16 protein-coding genes and 1 pseudogene are annotated in these 18,773 nt (G+C 60.4%); 10 read left to right on the top strand and 7 right to left on the bottom strand.

The window, feature by feature from the left end; translation table 11 throughout:
* Window positions 1–114: 114 nt before the first annotated feature.
* From tkt to fba, 6 genes are all read left to right on the top strand, one after another.
* Entirely contained in the window at window positions 115–2,112 is a 1,998-nt protein-coding gene (gene tkt, locus BFP95_RS10160) for a transketolase (protein WP_065871899.1), read from the top strand.
* Window positions 2,113–2,250: 138 nt separating this feature from the next.
* On the top strand, window positions 2,251–3,306 hold the full coding sequence (epd, locus tag BFP95_RS10155; RefSeq protein WP_065871898.1) for an erythrose-4-phosphate dehydrogenase: 1,056 nt from the start codon (window positions 2,251–2,253) through the stop codon (window positions 3,304–3,306).
* Window positions 3,307–3,323: 17 nt separating this feature from the next.
* On the top strand, window positions 3,324–4,487 hold the full coding sequence (locus BFP95_RS10150) for a phosphoglycerate kinase (protein ID WP_065871897.1): 1,164 nt from the start codon (window positions 3,324–3,326) through the stop codon (window positions 4,485–4,487).
* A 29-nt stretch (window positions 4,488–4,516) separates the two neighbouring features.
* Window positions 4,517–4,744 (top strand): hypothetical protein, encoded by a 228-nt coding sequence (locus BFP95_RS10145; RefSeq protein WP_065871896.1) that lies wholly within the window; start codon window positions 4,517–4,519, stop codon window positions 4,742–4,744.
* Window positions 4,745–4,804: 60 nt separating this feature from the next.
* A complete protein-coding gene (locus tag BFP95_RS10140; RefSeq protein ID WP_065871895.1) occupies window positions 4,805–5,137 on the top strand; it encodes an MliC family protein in 333 nt (110 codons plus the stop codon).
* Between the two features lie 272 nt (window positions 5,138–5,409).
* Window positions 5,410–6,474: a class II fructose-bisphosphate aldolase gene (gene fba, locus BFP95_RS10135; protein WP_053128086.1), complete on the top strand. Its 1,065-nt coding sequence runs from the start codon at window positions 5,410–5,412 to the stop codon at window positions 6,472–6,474.
* 59 nt (window positions 6,475–6,533) lie between these two features.
* Here fba and BFP95_RS10130 read toward each other — a convergent pair.
* Window positions 6,534–6,656, bottom strand: a pseudogene (locus BFP95_RS10130) (fructose-bisphosphate aldolase); the annotation flags it as partial.
* Between the two features lie 85 nt (window positions 6,657–6,741).
* Window positions 6,742–7,407: a polysaccharide lyase family 7 protein gene (locus BFP95_RS10125; RefSeq protein WP_065871894.1), complete on the bottom strand. Its 666-nt coding sequence runs from the start codon at window positions 7,405–7,407 to the stop codon at window positions 6,742–6,744.
* A gap of 312 nt (window positions 7,408–7,719) precedes the next feature.
* On the opposite strand from BFP95_RS10125, the gene BFP95_RS10120 reads away from it, so the two are divergent.
* From BFP95_RS10120 to BFP95_RS10110, 3 genes are read left to right on the top strand one after another with little or no spacing between them, the layout of a single operon-like run.
* The gene (locus tag BFP95_RS10120; RefSeq protein WP_065909970.1) at window positions 7,720–9,825 is read left to right on the top strand and encodes a putative bifunctional diguanylate cyclase/phosphodiesterase; all 2,106 of its coding nucleotides are present in this window, start codon (window positions 7,720–7,722) and stop codon (window positions 9,823–9,825) included.
* 42 nt (window positions 9,826–9,867) lie between these two features.
* The gene (locus BFP95_RS10115; RefSeq protein ID WP_065871892.1) at window positions 9,868–10,368 is read left to right on the top strand and encodes a M48 metallopeptidase family protein; all 501 of its coding nucleotides are present in this window, start codon (window positions 9,868–9,870) and stop codon (window positions 10,366–10,368) included.
* A gap of 19 nt (window positions 10,369–10,387) precedes the next feature.
* Complete coding sequence (locus tag BFP95_RS10110) at window positions 10,388–10,684, top strand: winged helix-turn-helix domain-containing protein (RefSeq protein ID WP_065909968.1); 297 nt, start codon at window positions 10,388–10,390, stop codon at window positions 10,682–10,684.
* Between the two features lie 106 nt (window positions 10,685–10,790).
* Here the strand turns inward: BFP95_RS10110 and BFP95_RS10105 are convergent, their stop codons facing one another.
* Entirely contained in the window at window positions 10,791–11,243 is a 453-nt protein-coding gene (locus tag BFP95_RS10105) for a GNAT family N-acetyltransferase (protein WP_065871890.1), read from the bottom strand.
* 200 nt (window positions 11,244–11,443) lie between these two features.
* Here BFP95_RS10105 and BFP95_RS10100 point away from each other — a divergent pair, with 200 nt between their 5' ends.
* The gene (locus BFP95_RS10100; RefSeq protein WP_065871889.1) at window positions 11,444–12,181 is read left to right on the top strand and encodes a substrate-binding periplasmic protein; all 738 of its coding nucleotides are present in this window, start codon (window positions 11,444–11,446) and stop codon (window positions 12,179–12,181) included.
* Between the two features lie 32 nt (window positions 12,182–12,213).
* Here BFP95_RS10100 and yccS read toward each other — a convergent pair whose 3' ends face one another.
* From yccS to mdtD, 4 genes are all read right to left on the bottom strand, one after another.
* Window positions 12,214–14,397 carry a YccS family putative transporter gene (gene yccS / locus BFP95_RS10095; protein ID WP_065871888.1) on the bottom strand — a complete coding sequence of 728 codons (2,184 nt, stop codon included), beginning with the start codon at window positions 14,395–14,397 and terminating at the stop codon, window positions 12,214–12,216.
* 130 nt (window positions 14,398–14,527) lie between these two features.
* Window positions 14,528–15,706, bottom strand: coding sequence for an NAD(P)/FAD-dependent oxidoreductase (locus BFP95_RS10090; protein WP_065909964.1), 1,179 nt, complete (start codon window positions 15,704–15,706; stop codon window positions 14,528–14,530).
* A 158-nt stretch (window positions 15,707–15,864) separates the two neighbouring features.
* Window positions 15,865–17,202: an ATP-dependent RNA helicase DbpA gene (dbpA, locus tag BFP95_RS10085; RefSeq protein ID WP_231982804.1), complete on the bottom strand. Its 1,338-nt coding sequence runs from the start codon at window positions 17,200–17,202 to the stop codon at window positions 15,865–15,867.
* Between the two features lie 130 nt (window positions 17,203–17,332).
* Window positions 17,333–18,760, bottom strand: coding sequence for a multidrug transporter subunit MdtD (mdtD, locus tag BFP95_RS10080; RefSeq protein WP_065871886.1), 1,428 nt, complete (start codon window positions 18,758–18,760; stop codon window positions 17,333–17,335).
* Window positions 18,761–18,773: the final 13 nt, after the last annotated feature.

Genomic DNA, 18,773 nt, shown 5'->3' with positions numbered 1-18,773 from the left:
AAGCACAGGAAAAACCGCCCAAGTGAGTATCTGTCATTGCCCGCAAGCGGTGGCTGAGGGAAAATGCCGGTCCTTTTTTCCGTTTCTTTATATTCAAACCTCAGGAGATCAGCGATGCCCAGCCGTCGTGAGCGTGCCAACGCCATTCGTGCCCTCAGCATGGATGCCGTGCAAAAAGCCAACAGCGGCCATCCCGGTGCCCCGATGGGCATGGCGGATATCGCCGAGGTACTTTGGCGTGACTACCTGAAACACAACCCGAGCAACCCGTCGTTCGCCGACCGCGACCGCTTCGTGCTGTCCAACGGCCATGGTTCGATGCTGATCTACTCGCTGCTGCACCTGACTGGCTATGACGTCACCATCGACGATCTGAAAAGCTTCCGCCAGCTGCACAGCCGCACCCCGGGCCACCCGGAATTCGGCTACACCCCAGGCGTCGAGACCACCACCGGTCCCCTGGGCCAAGGCCTGGCCAATGCCGTTGGCTTCGCGCTGGCTGAGAAAGTCTTGGGCGCACAATTCAACCGCCCTGGTCACGACATCGTTGACCACCACACCTACGTGTTCCTGGGTGATGGCTGCATGATGGAAGGCATTTCCCACGAAGTCGCGTCCCTGGCCGGCACCCTGGGCCTGGGCAAACTGATCGCTTTCTACGATGACAACGGCATCTCCATCGACGGCGAAGTCGAAGGCTGGTTCACCGATGACACCCCTAAGCGTTTCGAAGCCTACAACTGGCAGGTGATCCGCAACGTCGACGGCCACGATCCGGAAGAGATCAAGATCGCCATCGACACCGCCCGCAAGAGCGCGCAGCCGACCCTGATCTGCTGCAAGACCACCATCGGTTTCGGTTCGCCGAACAAGCAAGGTAAAGAAGACTGCCACGGCGCCCCACTGGGTGACGCGGAAATCGCCCTGACCCGTGAAGCGCTGAAGTGGAACCACGGCCCGTTCGACATCCCGGCCGACATCTATGCCGAGTGGGACGCCAAGGAAAAAGGCCTGGCCGCCGAAGCCGAGTGGGACCAGCGTTTCGCTGCCTACTCTGCCGAATTCCCTGAGTTGGCCAACGAACTGGTACGTCGCCTGGCCGGTGACTTGCCTGCCGACTTCTCGGAAAAAGCCTCGGCCTACATCGCCGAAGTCGCGGCCAAGGGCGAGACCATCGCCAGCCGTAAAGCCAGCCAGAACACCCTGAACGCCTTTGGCCCGCTGCTGCCTGAGTTCCTCGGCGGTTCCGCCGACCTGGCCGGTTCCAACCTGACCCTGTGGAAAGGCTGCAAAGGTGTTTCGGCTGAAGACGCCAGCGGCAACTACATGTACTACGGCGTACGTGAGTTCGGCATGAGCGCCATCATGAACGGCGTGTCCCTGCACGGCGGCCTGGTGCCTTACGGCGCGACTTTCCTGATGTTCATGGAATATGCGCGCAACGCCGTGCGTATGGCCGCGCTGATGAAGAAGCGCGTGATTCATGTCTACACCCACGACTCCATCGGCCTGGGCGAAGATGGCCCGACGCACCAGCCGGTCGAGCAACTGACCAGCCTGCGCACCACGCCCAACCTGGATTGCTGGCGCCCAGCCGACGCCGTCGAATCCGCGGTGGCCTGGAAGCACGCGATCGAGCGTAAGGACGGCCCTTCGGCGCTGATCTTCTCGCGTCAGAACCTGCAACACCAAGTGCGTACCGATGCGCAGATCGCCGACATCAGCCGTGGTGGCTACGTACTCAAGGACTGCATTGGCGAGCCGGAGCTGATCCTGATCTCCACCGGTTCCGAAGTCGGCCTGACCGTTCAGGCCTACGACAAGCTGACCGAGCAAGGCCGCAACGTACGCGTCGTGTCCATGCCGTGCACCAGCGTGTTCGAAGCCCAGGACGCGGGCTACAAGCAGTCGGTATTGCCGTTGCAGGTCAGCGCGCGTATCGCTATCGAAGCGGCGCACGCCGACTACTGGTACAAATACGTGGGCCTGGAAGGCCGCGTGATCGGCATGACCACCTACGGTGAGTCGGCGCCGGCGCCAGCATTGTTCGAAGAGTTTGGCTTTACCCTGGAAAACATCCTGGGTCAGGCTGAAGAGCTGCTGGAAGACTAAGTCAGTCTGCGTTGTCTGTACTGGCGCCATCGCGGGCAAGCCCGCTCCCACATTTGGATCGCGGTCTAATGTGGGAGCGGGCTTGCCCGCGATGGCGTCAGAACATTCAACACCGAACTCACATTGATCGAGAACCCCATGCCTCAACCGCGTCCCTACAAAGTTGCACTCAACGGCTACGGCCGCATTGGTCGTTGCGTCTTGCGTGCGCTGTTCGAGCGAGGGGCGGCAGCCGGGTTTGAAATTGTCGCGATCAACGATCTGGCCGACATGGCCAGCATCGAATACCTGACACGTTTTGACTCCACCCACGGCCGGTTCCCCGGCGAAGTGCGGGTTGAGGACGACTGTCTCCATATTAATGGCAGCTGCGTGCAAGTCTTGCGCAGTGCCACCCCCGAAGGCATCGACTGGAAAGCACTGGGCGTCGACCTGGTGCTGGAATGCTCCGGTGTCTATCACACCCGCGCCGACGGCCAGCGTTTTATCGACGCCGGCGCACCGCGTGTGCTGTTTTCCCAGCCGATGGCCAGCGAGGCGGACGTGGATGCCACCATCGTCTACGGCATCAACCAGGATTGCCTGACCGGCGCCGAGTTGCTGGTGTCCAACGCCTCCTGCACCACCAACTGCAGCGTGCCGCTGTTGCGCCTGCTGGATCAGGCGATTGGCCTGGATTACGTGTCGATCACCACGATTCACTCGGCGATGAACGACCAGCCGGTGATCGACGCCTATCACCACGAAGACTTGCGCCGCACGCGTTCTGCGTTTCAGTCAGTGATTCCGGTGTCTACAGGCCTGGCGCGTGGCATCGAGCGACTGCTGCCGGAACTTGCCGGGCGAATCCAGGCCAAAGCCGTACGGGTGCCGACGGTGAACGTGTCCTGTCTGGATATCACGATGCAGACCGTCAGCGACACCGATGCGACGGAGGTCAACCGAATCCTGCGCGACGCCGCCACCAGCGGTCCGCTCAAAGGTTTGCTGGCCTACACCGAGTTGCCCCACGCCAGTTGTGATTTCAACCATGACCCGCATTCGGCGATTGTCGATGCCAGCCAGACCCGCGTTTCCGGCCCGAGGCTGGTGAACATCCTGGCCTGGTTCGACAACGAATGGGGCTTTGCCAACCGAATGCTGGATGTTGCGGAACATTATCTGCACATTGCCTCTAAACAACCTCAACAGTAATTCAGGAACTGCGACCCATGACCGTGTTGAAGATGACCGACCTCGATCTGCAAGGTAAGCGCGTACTGATCCGCGAAGACCTCAACGTCCCAGTCAAGGACGGTGTTGTCACCAGCGATGCGCGAATCCTGGCCTCGCTGCCGACCATCAAGCTGGCCCTGGAAAAAGGCGCGGCCGTGATGGTTTGCTCCCACCTGGGTCGCCCGACCGAAGGTGAGTTCAGCGCGGAAAACAGCCTCAAGCCTGTCGCCGATTACCTGAGCAAAGCCCTGGGCCGCGACGTACCGCTGGTGGCTGACTACCTGGGTGGCGTCGACGTTAAAGCCGGCGACATCGTGCTGTTCGAAAACGTGCGCTTCAACAAAGGCGAGAAAAAGAACAGCGACGAACTGGCCCAGCAATACGCTGCGCTGTGCGACGTGTTCGTGATGGACGCGTTCGGCACTGCCCACCGCGCCGAAGGCTCGACCCACGGCGTGGCCAAGTTCGCCAAGGTCGCCGCTGCTGGCCCGTTGCTGGCCGCTGAACTGGATGCACTGGGCAAGGCGCTGGGGGCTCCGGCGCAACCGATGGCTGCCATCGTTGCCGGCTCCAAGGTGTCCACCAAACTGGACGTGCTCAACAGCCTGAGCCAGATCTGCAACCAACTGATCGTCGGCGGCGGCATTGCCAACACCTTCCTGGCTGCCGCCGGTCATCCGGTGGGCAAGTCCCTGTACGAACCGGACCTGCTCGACACCGCCCGCGCCATTGCCGCCAAAGTCAGCGTGCCATTGCCGGTCGACGTGGTGGTTGCCAAGGAGTTTGCTGAAAGCGCCGAAGCCACCGTCAAGCTCATCGCCGACGTGGCTGACGACGATATGATCCTGGATATCGGCCCGCAAACCGCCGCCAACTTCGCCGAATTGCTGAAAGCCTCCCAAACCATCCTGTGGAACGGGCCGGTTGGCGTGTTCGAATTCGACCAGTTCGGCAACGGCACCAAAGTGCTGGCCAAGGCGATTGCCGAAAGCTCGGCATTTTCCATCGCCGGCGGCGGCGACACCCTGGCCGCCATCGATAAATATGGCGTTGCTGACCAGATCTCCTACATTTCTACCGGTGGCGGCGCATTCCTTGAATTCGTCGAAGGCAAAGTGCTGCCTGCCGTTGAAGTGCTGGAAACCCGAGCCAAAGGTTAAGGCGCGTGATCCGGAAAAGGAGTATTCCCATGATCAAGTCGTTGGCATTGGTGATCGCAGCGGGCCTGCTGGCCGGCTGCGGTAGCACGCCAAGCGCTGCGCCTGAGCCTGGAAAGCCGGGAGCGCAGCCGAAAAAAAGCTGCTACCAGGCTGACTGGCAAGCCGAGACCATGCCGGTGATTAACAAGCGCCTTGGCAACGAGCGGCTGGAGCAATACGACTCCGCGCCCAACGGTCAGGAACAGGGTTGCCCTTGACGGGTCTGATCAACTAACCGACTGCATCGGTGGCCCAAGGCCCCCGTGTGAGGATTGGCAATGAAAGGTGTTTTCGCCCTGGCAGCCCTGGCCCTGTTGGCCGGCTGCAGCAGCATGAATATGTTCAACAAGGCAGAAACGGCCGATAAGTGGACCACCTGGACCTGCGACAGCAAGGCCGAGGTCAACTGGCGCTTTGCCAACCAGGCCCGCAGTGAGGTGGATGTACGCCTCGGCGGTTCTGATCAGGTCTACCGCCTCAAACAGGACGTTGCCGCCTCGGGCGTGTTGTATGCCAACGACCAATTGGCGTTTCACACAAAGGGTGAGGAAGGCCTGGTTTACTGGGTCGCGACTGATGATTTGATCGGGCGCGGTTGCAAAGCCCAATAAGGTCTCAAATTTGATGAGATCCAACTGTGGGAGCGGGCTTGCCCGCGATGGCGGAGGGTCAGCAAAAAAAATATTGACTGATACACCGCTATCGCAGGCAAGCCAGCTCGCACATTAATCCGGTTCCACAGTGACATAAGTTGCGAACCGGACACTGCAATAACGATTCAGCAGGCCAGGCATGCAAACCCTGACCCGCAATAACTTGAATAGCAGCCGCCGCTACGGCAGGCTTGCACGATTAACGACCCTCGACCGGGAGAGACAACACAATGGCACTTATCAGCATGCGTCAAATGCTGGACCACGCAGCCGAGTTCGGCTACGGCGTCCCAGCCTTTAACGTCAACAACCTTGAGCAGATGCGCGCCATCATGGAAGCCGCTGACAAGACCGACTCCCCCGTGATCGTCCAGGCTTCGGCCGGTGCGCGCAAATACGCCGGTGCACCGTTCCTGCGTCACCTGATCCTCGCCGCGATCGAAGAATTCCCGCACATCCCGGTGTGCATGCACCAGGACCACGGCACCAGCCCTGACGTGTGCCAGCGCTCCATCCAACTGGGCTTCAGCTCGGTGATGATGGACGGCTCCCTCGGCGAAGACGGCAAGACCCCAACCGACTACGAGTACAACGTACGCGTTACCCAACAAACCGTCGCCATGGCTCACGCCTGCGGCGTGTCGGTTGAAGGCGAGTTGGGCTGCCTGGGTTCGCTTGAAACCGGCATGGCCGGCGAAGAAGACGGCATCGGCGCCGAAGGCGTGCTGGATCACAGCCAAATGCTGACCGACCCGGAAGAAGCCGCCGACTTCGTCAAGAAGACCCAAGTTGATGCCCTCGCCATCGCCATCGGCACCAGCCACGGCGCCTACAAGTTCACCAAGCCGCCCACTGGCGACGTGCTGGCCATCGACCGCATCAAGGAAATCCACAAACGCATCCCCAACACCCACCTGGTGATGCACGGTTCTTCTTCGGTGCCGCAAGAGTGGCTGGCGATCATCAACCAGTACGGCGGCGACATCAAAGAAACCTACGGCGTACCGGTTGAAGAGATCGTCGAAGGCATCAAGTACGGCGTGCGCAAGGTCAACATCGACACCGACCTGCGCCTGGCCTCCACCGGTGCGATGCGTCGCCTGATGGCCACCAACCCAAGCGAGTTTGACCCGCGTAAGTTCTTCGGTGCCACCGTGACCGCTATGCGTGATGTGTGCATCGCGCGTTATGAAGCGTTTGGCACGGCGGGGAATGCTTCGAAGATTAAGCCGGTTTCGTTGGAGGCGATGTATCAGCGTTACCTGAAAGGTGAGTTGAACGCTAAGGTGAATTGAGCCTAGGCGTTTAAAAGGAAGCCCGCAGTGATGCGGGCTTCTTTTTGCCTGGAATTTGATCAGGCTGCGGTGGGCTTATCAAAACCACGGTATTCGATTACGCGAAACGCATCACTCACGTCCTGCACCAGAATCCGCGCCGTATTGGCTACGTTGTTCAGGTCGCGCTCGCCAAAGTTCGGCTCCCACACGGATCATTGGCGTATTCAAGCGTGCGAATGATCTGTGGGCTCGTTAGGACTAGGCCTGCAAGACAGGAGTCGATGCTTACTCGTGATCAATATCCAATTTAGCAAACGTCACCCGCGCGCCTTCCTTGGTATTCCCACTGTTGTCCTGTACGTACGCCCCGGCCTTGAAGTACAACGGCTTTGACCCCCACGCCGCACCAATGCGTTCATTCCACTCTCCATCCGCCGCATACACACTGAGCAGCCCGGCTTTGTTGAGATTGATCACATAGGTAAAGCTCTTCTCCAGCGGCACATTCGACGCGACGGTAATCACCCGACCTTCACCGTCATCCGGGCGCATGCGCACCTTGGCGACGATGTTGCCGGCCTGGGTCTTCTCCTTGAATTGGTACTCCAGCTTGATCAACGGTTTCTGGCTGTCATAGGCGTGGATCTGCCCAATCACGACCTTGCCGGTGGAGGGCACTTGGTTGACCGTCAGGGTGGCACGCAAAAAGTTGTCGGCATCCGGGTAGGTCCAGTTGCGCAGACGCCCGTCGGCGTAGGTTTCGCGCAGTTCGCTGCGTGGGTACACGGCGTTTTCCGTGCGGGTGCCGGTGACGGGGGTCCAGAATTGCACGTTGCTGCCTTCGGCCTGGAAGTATTGGTCTTTGAAGCCGCTCATCAGCTTGGGGGTGTCGATGGTCGCGGGCGGGGAGCCGACGGGGATGCTCAGGTTCCAGGTGGAAAGGTCAATCATGGGCGTAGGCCTTTTTACAGAGGGGTGTAGGCTATGGCCCTTGGGCCAGACAGGTTCTTTATAGGCGGTCGCCACCCGCTTGTTAATTAAACGCTGGCAAATTATTGGCGCCAGGGGAATGCCAAAAAGCCATGTTTCCCATGGGCCGTGGCCTCCAGGCACTGACCGTTAGTCGGCTTCCTGAACTTTGACGCAATGATGGCACTGCGGTTACTTCTGATTTTTCGGAACCGGGGATAGAGTGAGGCCTCATTGTATGTCCGGGTTTTTTCCCAGAAGTGACCGGAGCAGCTCCTAAGGAAGATTCGTAGCATGGAATGCGCTCCACACCACGGCGATGGCAGTTCGGTTCTCTTGGTGGTCGATGACTATCCGGAAAACCTGATCAGCATGCGTGCACTTTTACAGCGTGACGATTGGAAGGTCGTCACTGCGAGCTCCGGCGTAGAGGCCTTGGAGTTGTTGCTGGCGCACGAAGTCGACCTGGTGTTGCTGGATGTGATGATGCCCGGCATGGATGGCTTTGAAGTGGCCCGCCTGATGCGCGGCAGCCAACGTACGCGGATGACGCCGATCATCTTCCTCAGCGCCAACGTCCAGTCGCCTGCCGCCGTGCAGGAAGGCTACGCCATCGGCGCCATCGATTACCTGTTCAAACCCTTTGACCCGCACATCCTCAAGCCCAAGGTCCAGGCGTTACTGGAGCATCAGCGCAATCGCCGGGCCTTGCAGCGCCTGAGTCATGATTTGGAGTCCGCTCGCGCCTTTAATGCCTCGGTGTTGGACAACGCCGCCGAAGGCATCCTAGTGGTGAGTGAGGAGGGCGTGATCGAGTACGCCAACCCGGCGATATCACGTTTGCTCAATGCCCCGATGGACGAACTGCAGGGCCAGGAATTCCTGGGGTTCCTGCAAAAGCCTCATGTTCAGACCTGGCCGGACTCGCTGATGTATGCCGCTTACCGCCAGAGTGACACCTGGCGCCTGCACGATGCGCTCCTGCGTACCAATCGTGGCCAGCAGGTGCCGGTGGCGTTGTCTTGCGCGCCGTTGCCCGCCGAGCAGAAGGCGATGGTAGTGACGGTGCTGGACATGTCCGAGGTGCGCCACCTGCATCAGCAACTGGAGTTCCAGGCAGTTACGGATCCGTTGACCGGGCTGCTGAACCGGCGCGGTTTCCACCAGGCAGTGGAGAACACCCTGCTGCGCAGCGAGCGAACTGACCAGGCCCTGGTGTTGCTGTACCTGGACCTGGATGGCTTCAAACGCGTCAACGACTCCCTTGGGCATGACGCAGGCGACCGGGTACTGCGTTGGGTGTCGGAGCAATTGCAAGGTTGCCTGCGCTCCTACGACATTCTCGGGCGCATGGGCGGCGATGAATTTACCGCGCTGCTGGAGCTGGAATTCCCAGAACAGGCGGCGAAGATTGCGGAAAAACTGATCGAGCGCGTGTCGATCTGCCATCAGGTGGACGGCCTGGAAGTGATGCTCGGCGTCAGTATTGGTATCGCCACTTTTCCGGATTGCGGCTCGGACTTGAATGGCCTGCTGCGCGCCGCCGACATCGCCATGTACGAGGCCAAGCGTGCGGGCCGTCAGCAATATCGCTATTACGACCAGGAAATGAATGGCCGCGCCCGTTCGCGCCTGATGCTGGAAGACAGCGTACGCACGGCGATACACAACAAGGATTTCATCTTGGTGTATCAGCCTCAGGTGTCCCTGGATGACGGGCGTTTGCGCGGTGTCGAAGCACTGTTGCGCTGGCAGCATCCGAGTGTTGGCGATGTGCCGCCTGGGTTGTTCTTGCCATTGCTGGAAGAAGCGCGGTTGATCAGCCAACTGAGCGCCTGGATTTACCAGCAGGTCGCCGCCCAGCTTCAGGCATGGCAGGCCAGCTTTGATAATGAGCTGGTGCTGAGCGTGAGCCTGAGCAGTAACCAGTTCAATATGCCCAACCTGGCGACCCAACTGCAGCAGGTACTCGAACGACATGGGTTGCAGGGGCGCCAGCTGGAGGTGGAAATCAGTGAAGACAGCCTGATGAGTAACCTGGAAGAGTCGACCAAGCAACTGAAGTTGCTGCGCCAGCTCGGTGTGCGCACTGCGCTGGACGATTTTGGTTTAGGCAACTGTTCCCTGGCGCATCTTCGCGATTTAGCGTTCGACACCCTCAAGCTCGACCCGCAATTGGTCGCGCGCCTGCCGGGCTCCGCACGGGACGCGGTGATGGCCCGTAGCATTATCGAGCTATGCGGGCATTTCGATGTACTGGTGATCGCCGAAGGCGTAGAAACCCAAGAACAAGCTCAATGGCTCAAGGCCAATGGGTGCACGTTTATCCAGGGCCCATTGGCGGCGCAGCCATTGATGGCCGAGGAAGTCGCCAACTGGTCGCGCGCTCGCGTGCGCTGAATTCGCTACACTGGCGCCCATCCGAACCCTGTTGCAGACCCCATGACCGCGCTGAAGTACCTCCAGGCTTATCCCACAGCTCTCCAAGAGCAAGTGCGCCAGCTGATCGCCAAGGACCAGTTGGGTGCTTACCTGGAGCAACGTTACCCTGAACGCCACGCCGTGCAGAGCGACAAGGCCCTGTACGCGTACGCGTTGGCCTTGAAGCAGGAACACCTGCGTAATGCGCCGGCCATCGACAAAGTGTTGTTCGATAACCGCCTGGACCTGACCCACCGCGCCCTCGGCCTGCACACCACGATCTCGCGGGTACAGGGCGGCAATCTGAAATCCAAGAAAGAGATCCGCATTGCCGCGCTGTTCAAGGAGGCCGCGCCAGAGTTCCTGCGCATGATCGTGGTGCACGAACTGGCCCACTTCAAGGAATCGGACCACAACAAGGCGTTCTACAAACTCTGTGAGTACATGATGCCGGGCTACCATCAGGTGGAATTCGACCTGCGGGTCTACCTCACGTACCGCGACCTGCAGGGCAAACCCTGACCGCACAAGGTGACCGACCATGGATGTGAGCAAGACCAAGAGCAGCTTTTACCGCCGCCTGTATGTGGCCTACTTGATCGACAGTGGGCAGGCGAGCAACGTCCCGGCGCTGACCGACGCCACCGGCATGCCCCGGCGCACGGCGCAGGATACGATTGCGGCGTTGGCCGATCTGGATATCGTGTGTGAGTTCGAGCAGGAAGACGGTGCGCGCAATCATGCGGGGCACTATCGGATTCGCAACTGGGGGGCGATTGATCGGGTTTGGATCGAGAAGAATCTGGCGGTGATCAAGCAGGTGTTGGGTTATCCCTGAAGGTCGGCGGCGACTGGGCTGACGCTATCGCGGGCAAGCCCGCTCCCACATTTTTGACGTGTGAGTACACTCAAGTGTGGGAGCTGGCTTGCCTGCGATGAGGCCCTCAAGCGCGCCGCATACCAATGTGTGGAATATCATCCTCAAGGTATTCGTCACCCGCCACCACGAACCCATACCGCCCGTAGTACCCCTGCAAATGCGCCTGGGCTGACAGAAATATCGGCGTCTGCGGCCATATATCGGCAATCCGCTCCAGCGTCTCTTCCATCATCCGATGCCCCAGCCCGGTGCCGCGCGCCACGGGCGCCACAATCACTCGGCCGATCACCACATCGCCGCCCTGGGACTCCGGGTCCAGCAGGCGCAGGTACGCCACGAGTTGATCATCCTGCCAGGCCATCAGGTGGTGGGTGTCGCCCGACAAGTCCTGCCCGTCAAGATCCTGGTAAAGGCATTTTTGCTCCACGACAAAGACCTCGTTGCGCAAGCGCAAGATGGCGTAAAGCTGCTCCTTGCCCAAGTCGTCGTGATGTTTGCAGACCCATTCAACTGTCATGACGTGTTCTCTTATAAATGTCTGTTCCGGATAGTAAGCGCGACCGCCGTGTGTGTCTAAATCCGTTATTTTTGTGAGTGAAATCAAATTGCCATCATTGAGTGCGCTCGGCACCGGTTTCTTTGTGTAATCTGAGCTACTGTTAGAACCTCAGGCGCTGCCTGAGCTAAGGCCACCGCCTGCCTGCCTAGGACTTGAGCATGCCGCGATTCTCTCGTGCCGTTGCTTTGATTGGAGTGTTGTTGCTGGCCCAGCCTGCATTTGCACAGCGTTTGCGCCTGGTAGCGGATGCATGGCCACCTTTTACTGACGCCACATTGATCAACGGCGGGCTTGCCACCGATATCGTCAGCACCGCGTTGGCCCGTGCGGGTTATGCCAGTGATTTTGAACAGGTGCCCTGGGCCCGTGCGTTGATGGGCGTGGGCGATGGGCGCTACGACGTGCTGGTCAACGCCTGGTACGACGATGCTCGCACTCAACTGGGGCAGTTCTCCGGCGAGTACCTGCTCAACCGCGTGCGTTTCATCAAGCGCCGGGACGACCCCATCGATTTCCAGAACCTAGAGCAGCTGCACGACTATCCCATCGCTGTGGTGCGCGGGTATGCCTATTCGGCGGCGTTCGATGGGGATGCGCAGTTGCAGAAAGTCCCAGTGCATAACTTCGCCATGGCCGTGCGTATGCTCGCGGCGCAGCGGGTTCGGATGACGGTGGAGGATGAATATGTGGCGCGTTTTTTCCTTTCCCGGGAGTCGGCACGGGTGCGCGATGCGGTGGAGTTTTTACCCAAGCCGCTAAGTGAAAACAGCCTGCATATTCTGGTCAGCCTGAAAAACCCTGAGCATGCGCAGATTGTCGCCAGCTTTGATCGGGAAATTGCCAGGATGAAGGCGGATGGGAGTTATGCGCGGTTGATGAAGCAGCATGGGATGTAGGGCTCCCGCGGGCCTCTTCGCGAGCAAGCGGTTTAGACCGCGCTGGTATCTTTGATCAGATGCGCCGCCAACGTGCGCAGCGGCCCCAACTGCCGACAAATCAACGCCAACTGCGTCTGCACCAACCGCTGCCCTTCATCAATCTCATCCGGCATCTGCTCCAGATCGGCCGCCAACGCTTCCTCGGCATCGCTTTGAATCGCAATCGGCTGTTTGTTCGCCAGCCCTGTAGCGATTTCATCGATGCTCGCCGCCAAGGTATTGCCGGCGCCGTCGATCAGATGCTCGCGCACCTCGGCCGGCAACTGTGTTTCGCGATGCGCACCCAGCCCTGACAAGTAACTGAGCAAGGTGTGCGACAGCACCAGGAAGCGGAATCCTACGTCCGCCTCCTTCCGGAAGTGCCCAGGCTCCATCAGCATGTTCGCCAAGGTGGTGGACAGCGCCGCATCGGCGTTGTGCGCATTGCGACGGGCCAGGCGGTAGGCCAGGTCGTCGCTCTTGCCGGCGGCGTATTGCTGCATGATCTGACGCAGGTAGATGCTGTTGCAGGTCAGGGTGTTGGCCAGCACCTTGTTCAGGCGTCGGCCCTGCCAGTCCGGCAGGAACAGGAATACCGCCAGGCCCGCAATCAAGCTGCCGAGCAAGGTATCGAACAGGCGTGGCAGGAATAGCCCGTAACCATCACCCACCTGGTTGAAGCAGAACAGCACCATCAGGGTGATGGCGGCCGTGGCCAGCGTGTAGCGGGTCGTACGGTTGATAAAGAACACCAGGCCGGCGGCGATGGCGAACATCGACTGCACCAGGGGGCTCGGGAACAGGTCGAACAGTGCCCAGGCCACAGTGAGGCCGATGGCGGTGCCGATGATCCGTTGGCCGAGCTTGCGCCGTGTCGCGCCGTAGTTGGGCTGGCACACGAACAGCGTGGTGAGGATGATCCAGTAGCCCTGGGAAGCGTGGATGGCATGCAGGGTGCCGTAGCCAATGGTCAACGCCAGGGACAGGCGCAAGGCATGGCGGAACAGCAGTGATGTTGGCGTGAGTTGGGTGCGCAACCGCGTCCACATTTCCTTGAGGTTGCGCGGCGCACGGTCCAGCAGGTTGCTGTCGGTGGCATCAGCCAGCCTGTCGGGGTTACTGGCGTCGCCCAGCAGGCGGTCGAGTGTGGACAGGTTGGCCGCGAGGGCGCGCAACGACCGCAGCAGGCCGCGCCAGGCGGGGTTGCTCTGGATGCGCAGGTGTTCCAGGGACGCATTCAAGTCGCCCAGCGCTTCGGCGAAGCTGTCGTCATAGATGAACGGCTGGCGCAGTTGGATCGACTCGGCGAGGGCCTGGCAGGCCTTGCCCTGTTGACGCAGCAGGCGCTGGCAACGGAACAGCACGTCACTGTGGAAGAAGGCTTCGGCCAGCGCGTTGTAAGGGTAGTGGGATGAGCTGGCGCGTTCGTGGATGTCCTGGGCGAGGAAGTACAGCTTCAGGTAACGGCTGACTTTCGAGCCTGGGCGGCCATTGCCCACGCGGTGCAGGATGATTTCCTTCGCCGCATTGAGCGCCGCCACCACCCGGCCGTTTTGCTGGGCCAGTTCCAGGCGTCGCGCCTCTACATCCAACTGGCGAATCGGTTCAAACAGTGACGACTTGAGCTTGAGGTAACGCCCCAGTTCGCGAAACAACCGCGCCAGACTCTGCTGCACCGGCTGGTTGGAAAACAGCGCCTGCCACAGGACTGACAGCACGCCGTACCAGGCGGCGCCGGCCACCAACAGCAGCGGCTCATGCCAAAAGTCCGAGACGGCGCCACCGCGCTGGTCCACACCGATCATGGTGTACACCGACAGAATCAATGTCGCCGAGGCAATCGCGCCATAACGTTCGCCCAAGGCGCCGAGCATGGTCAGGCAGAAGGTGGCCAGTGCCAGGGAGATCGCGAAGATCCAGGGATAAGGGAACAGCAGCTCCACCGACAGTGCGGCGATGCTGAAACACACCAGCGTGACTGCCAGGGCGTTGAGGCGGCCCTGCCAACTGTCATCGGTCTCGGCCAGTGCACTGGCGATAATCCCCAGGAACAGCGGGATCAGCAGCGTCATTTCATCTTGGTACCAGCACAACGCCATGCTGCCGGTGAGGGCGATGAACACCCGAATGCTGTAGCTGAATTTATCCAGCGCCCACAGGCGCCGCATGGACTGCTTGAACGAGGTCGATGACATGAAGTCTGGAGTCTTCCGGGACGATGCCGTTAAATTGAGCTATCAAGGACGCCACGGCAAGCGTAGCGATCACATCTAACAGCAAAATTTATTCCAGCCACACCCCATTTTGACCGAGTACATCCTTTCGTCAGGCGTACTGTGCGGCCGCGTAACCTGAGGCCCACGCCCATTGGAAGTTAAAGCCACCCAGGTGACCGGTTACATCCAACACTTCACCAATAAAGTACAAACCAGGGCTTTTCAGCGACTCCATGGTCTTGGAAGACACTTCCCGCGTATCCACCCCACCCAGCGTCACCTCGGCGGTGCGATAGCCCTCGGTGCCCGCCGGCACCAGTTGCCAACTGCCAATCTTTTGCGCGATATCGGCAATCTCGGCATGGGTGTACTGCTTCATCGGCTTGGACACAAACCAGGTTTCCGCCAGCAGGTTGGCCATCTTCTTGGTGAAGATCTCACCCAGCAGGGTTTTCAGCTCGCTGTTAGGGCGCTCGGTCTGTTGCTGTTGCAGCCAGCTGTGGGCGTCGTGGTCGGGCAGCAGGTTGATCTCCACCGTGTCGCCGGACTCCCAGTACGAGGAAATTTGCAAAATCGCCGGCCCGCTCAGGCCGCGGTGGGTAAACAGGATGTTCTCGCGAAAGCTCTGGTCGTTGCAGCTGACCAGGCAATCCACCGAGGTGCCAGACAGCTCTGCACACAAGTCCTTGAGCTGGTCGGTGATGGTGAACGGCACCAGCCCGGCGCGGGTTGGTAGCAGCTCATGACCGAATTGTTTGGCGACTTGATAGCCGAAACCGGTCGCGCCGAGGGTTGGAATCGACAAGCCGCCCGTGGCAATCACCAACGACTCGCAGCGCAGCTCACCCAGCGTGGTCTGCAACTGGTAACCACTGTCGACTTTGGCGATCTCCTGGATCGAGGTGTCCAGGTGCATCTCCACGCCCGTCTGGATGCACTCGTCGAGCAGCATGCCGAGGATGTCGCTGGATTTGTTATCGCAGAACAGCTGGCCGAGCTTTTTCTCGTGGTACGGCACGCCGTGCTTGGCCACCAGGCCGATAAAATCCCACTGGGTGTAGCGCGCCAGGGCGGACTTGCAGAAGTGCGCGTTGTGCGAAAGGAAATTGGCCGGCTCGGTGTACATATTGGTGAAATTGCAGCGGCCACCGCCGGACATCAGGATCTTCTTGCCGGCCTTGTTTGCATGGTCGATCAGCATCACCTTGCGCCCACGCCCGGCGGCGGTCAGTGCGCACATCAAGCCTGCGGCGCCGGCGCCAATGATCACAACTTCGGTCGAGCGCACAGCAATGTCCTCACAAAATATCGATCTGAAATGCAATCAAATGTGGGAGCTGGCTTGCCTGAGATGAGGGCGGCCCATTCAACCTATTCAGTGAATGTGCCACCGCTATCGCAGGCAAGCCAGCTCCCACATTTTGATCTCTATATAGCTTGAGAGCTTTACAGGATCCGCACGCGCAACGAACGGCCTTTGATCTTGCCGTCATTCAAACGCTGCAATGCCTGCTTGGCGATCCCGCGCTCCACGGCCACGAATGCCTGGAAATCAAAGATCGCGATCTTGCCAACCTGGGCCCCCGGAATGCCAGCATCACCGGTCAGCGCGCCGAGGATGTCGCCTGGGCGAACCTTGTCTTTGCGCCCGGCAGCAATGCACAGGGTGCTCATCACCGGCAGCAACGGACCACCGCTTTGCGGCTTGAGGTTGTCCAGTTGGTCCCAGTTCAACGGCGACTTCTGCAACTGCTCGATCGCCTGGGCGCGGTGCGCTTCGGACGGTGCCACCAGGCTGATCGCGATGCCGGTCTCACCGGCGCGCCCGGTACGGCCGACGCGGTGGATGTGGATTTCCGAGTCGCGGGCCAGTTCGACGTTGATCACCATGTCCAGCGAGTCAATGTCCAGGCCACGGGCGGCCACGTCGGTGGCAACGAGCACCGAGGTACTGCGGTTGGCGAACATCGCCAGCACCTGGTCACGGTCGCGCTGTTCCAGGTCGCCATGCAGGCCAACGGCGGAAATGCCCTTGGACGTCAGGTGATCCACGGTTTCCTGCACTTGCTGCTTGGTAAAGCAGAACGCCACGCACGATGCCGGGCGGAAGTGCGCCAGTACCTTGGTCACGGCGTCCATGCGCTCTTCCGGCGAGATCTCGTAGAAACGCTGCTCGATCTGGTCGTCGGAGTGGAAGGCTTCGGCCTTCACTTGCTGCGGCGCGCGCATGAATTTCGAGGCCAACTGCTTGATGCTCACCGGGTAGGTGGCCGAGAACAGCAGGGTCTGGCGGCGCGGCGGGGTCTTGCTGATGATGTCTTCGATGGCGTCGTAGAAGCCCATATCGAGCATGCGGTCGGCTTCGTCGAGGATCAGCGTGTTCAGGCCGTCGAGTACCAGCGAACCCTTGCGCAGGTGCTGCTGGATACGGCCCGGGGTGCCGACGATGACGTGGGCGCCGTGTTCCAGGGAAGCGATCTGTGGGCCGAGGGACACGCCGCCGCACAGGGTCAGCACCTTGATGTTGTCTTCGGCACGGGCCAGGCGACGGATTTCCTTGGCGACCTGGTCGGCCAGCTCACGGGTCGGGCACATCACCAGCGCCTGGCAGCCGAAGTAGCGCGGGTTGATCGGGTTCAACAGGCCGATGCCGAACGCGGCGGTCTTGCCGCTGCCGGTCTTGGCCTGGGCAATCAGGTCCAGCCCTTTGAGGATCACCGGCAAGCTTTGCGCCTGGATCTGCGTCATCTCGACATAACCCAGCGAGTCGAGGTTAGCCAGCATGGCGGCGGACAGGGGCAAAGTATTAAAAGCGGTGGCGATGGTAGTCACGGGACTGGCTCTGCAAAACAAAATGTCGCGCAGTGTACCAGCCTCGTGGGAATTTCCCTGCAAGTTCTAGACGAGAAGCCTGTTAATGCTCGATGTGCTGCTCCGGGCTGGCCACACGTTTGCCGTCTTTTGGCGACAATTGCAGGAAGATCGCCGCCGCCAGCATCGCCATGATGCCCACGGTGAGGAAGGTCAGCTGGAAGGCGCCGAGTACGCTTTCCACACCATCGTTGCCGGTTTCGGCCGTAAACCCACCCAGCAATGCACCGGCGCACGCCACCCCGAGGCTGAGCGACAGTTGCGCCACCACCGATAGCAAACTGTTGCCGCTGCTGGCCTGGGCGTCATCAAGGTCGATCAGGGTCACGGTGTTCATGGCGGTGAATTGCAGGGAGTTGATCGCGCCCAGCACCGCGAGCATCCCCAGCAGCAGCGGGTACGGCGTGTTTTCAGTGACCAGCCCCATGCTCGCCAGCATGATGCCTAGCGCCAGGGTGTTGCCGGTCAGCACGATGCGGTAGCCCAGGCGTTCGATCAGCGGCCTTGCGACGGACTTGGCAAACATCGCCGCCGCCGCCAGGGGTAACATGCTCATCCCGGCTTCCGACGGCGAATAACCCAGCGCTACCTGCAACAGCAGCGGTACCAGGAACGGCAGGGCGCCGCTGCCCAGGCGCGCAAACAGGTTACCGAGAATGCCCACGGCAAAGGTACGGGTCTTGAACAGCACCGGCGAAAACAACGGGTTATCGATATGCCCGGCGCGTAGCCAATACGCCGCGAGGCAGGCAAACCCGCCGAACAGCAGCAACATCACGCGCAGGTGCGGCAGGTGCAATTCGCCCAGGCCTTCCATGGCGATGGTGATCAGCACCATCGCGGCGCCAAACAACAGGAAGCCGATCCCATCGAATCGCGTGCGCTCACTGCCGCGCAGGTCGGGGATAAATTTCCACACGGCGTAGCAGCCGATCATGCCCACCGGCAAGTTGATCAAGAAGATCCAGTGCCAGGTCAGGTATTGCACCATCCAGCCGCCCATGGTCGGCCCGAGCAACGGGCCGAGCAGCCCGGGGATGGTAATGAAGCCCATGATACGTACCAGTTCGGAGCGGGGGTACGCGCGTAACACCACCAACCGTCCCACCGGCAGCATCAGCGCACCGCCCAACCCCTGGATCACCCGTGCGCCCACCAGCATGCTCAAGCTGCTGGACAAGGCGCACAGCAGCGAGCCAATGCTGAACAGCATGATTGCGCCGAAGAAGATTTTCTTGGTGCCGAAGCGGTCGGCGATCCAGCCCGAGGCCGGGATCAGCAAGGCGACGGTGAGCATGTAGGCGATCACCACCCCTTGCATGCGCAGCGGGTTTTCCGCGAGGTCCCGGGCCATGGCCGGCAGTGCGGTGTTCAGGATCGTCCCGTCCAGCGACTGCATGAAGAAGGCAATCGCTACTACCCACGGCAGCCAGCGGGCGGTCTTGGCATCAAGCGGAACGCGGTTGGGCATGGAAAACCTTTTG

Source organism: Pseudomonas sp. 58 R 12, from assembly GCF_900005865.1.
GTDB classification, from domain to species: domain Bacteria; phylum Pseudomonadota; class Gammaproteobacteria; order Pseudomonadales; family Pseudomonadaceae; genus Aquipseudomonas; species Aquipseudomonas tritici.
The sequence above is the reverse complement of the archived record's forward strand: the minus strand, read 5'-3'. Positions and strand labels throughout refer to the sequence as shown.